The following is a 1,163-nucleotide window of genomic DNA, read 5'->3' on the forward strand; positions in this document are numbered from 1 at the left end:
AAGGTTCGGGACCGCCGGCCGCGCCCGGTCGATCGGCAGCTGGAGCACGGCTGGATCGGCGAGACGCCGGGTCCAGTAGTCGACCTGCCGCACGCCATCGACCGCGCTCATCCAGAGCCGCTGCCATTCGGCGTAGTCGGCGTACCCGATCTCCGGCTCCGGCAGGGCCGGTGTTTCACCGCATGCAAATGCCGCGTACAGCGTCCAGAATTCATCGACCAGCACGCCCATCGACCAGCCGTCGGTCACGATATGGTGCAGGCTGACGACGAGGAAGTGGTCGTCCTCGTTCAGCGTCAGCAACGCCGCGCGCATGAGCGGACCGGCTTCCAGATCGAACGGCAGCGAGGCTTCCTGCCGCGCCAGCAAACGCGCCTGCCCTTCGCGGTCATCGCCATCGAGGGTCACGTGCCGCAACGCGACTGGTTGCGGATCGCGGACAAACTGTTCGGCTTGCTCTCCTTCCTGTCGAAATACCGTGCGAAGCACGCTGTGGCGGACGACGAGCGCATCGAACGCCTGTTGCAACGCGCGTGGTTGCAGCTTGCCGCGCACACGTAGCGCCGCCGAGATGTTGTAGGCGGCACTGCCCGGATCCATCCGCCACAGGAACCAGAGGCGCGATTGCGCAAAGGACAGCGGCGCCCGCTTGCGCTCCTGGCGCACGATCGGCAGCATGGCGAGGTTGACGCCCTTCGCCGCGAGTTGCGAGAGGAACGCGTGCCGCTTGCCGGCATCGAGGCGCATCAGGCGCCGTGAGATGTCGTGCAGCTGCTGCTTTTGCGTGGTTGCCGTGTCACTCATCGGACAGTTCGACTTCCTTCAACATGTCGAGCATCGCGGCGATGTCGCCGCTCCGCTTGTCGGTCTCGCTCTCCAGGCCCAGCGCAGCCGCCATGGTTTCAACGGTCGTCATTTCAAACAGACGGTTGAGCGGCAGGTCGTGGCCGAGATCGCGCTTGATGCGGCTGACGAGCTGGACGGCGATCAGGGAATCGCCGCCGAGCTCGAAGAAATTGTCGGTGACGCCGATCTTGGGCTGGCGCAGCAGGTCGGCCCAGATCGCAGCCAGCGCCGCCTCGGCCGGCGTGCGCGGCGCGACATGCTCGATTGACGTCGCAAGCTGATCCGGAGCCGGCAGCGCCTTGCGGTCGATCTTGCCG

General features: G+C 66.1%; 2 protein-coding genes. Both read right to left on the reverse strand.

Annotated elements, in window-relative coordinates; all coding sequences use genetic code 11:
- Positions 1–747, reverse strand: a 747-nt coding sequence (locus MOV74_RS38600; protein WP_246932803.1) for a condensation domain-containing protein, incomplete at its 3' end; no start/stop codon positions are given.
- Between the two features lie 49 nt (positions 748–796).
- On the reverse strand, positions 797–1,163 hold a 367-nt coding region (locus MOV74_RS38605; RefSeq protein WP_246932806.1), incomplete at its 5' end, for a phosphopantetheine-binding protein.

The sequence above is a fragment of the Bradyrhizobium sp. SHOUNA76 genome (assembly GCF_023006445.1).
Lineage (GTDB): Bacteria > Pseudomonadota > Alphaproteobacteria > Rhizobiales > Xanthobacteraceae > Bradyrhizobium.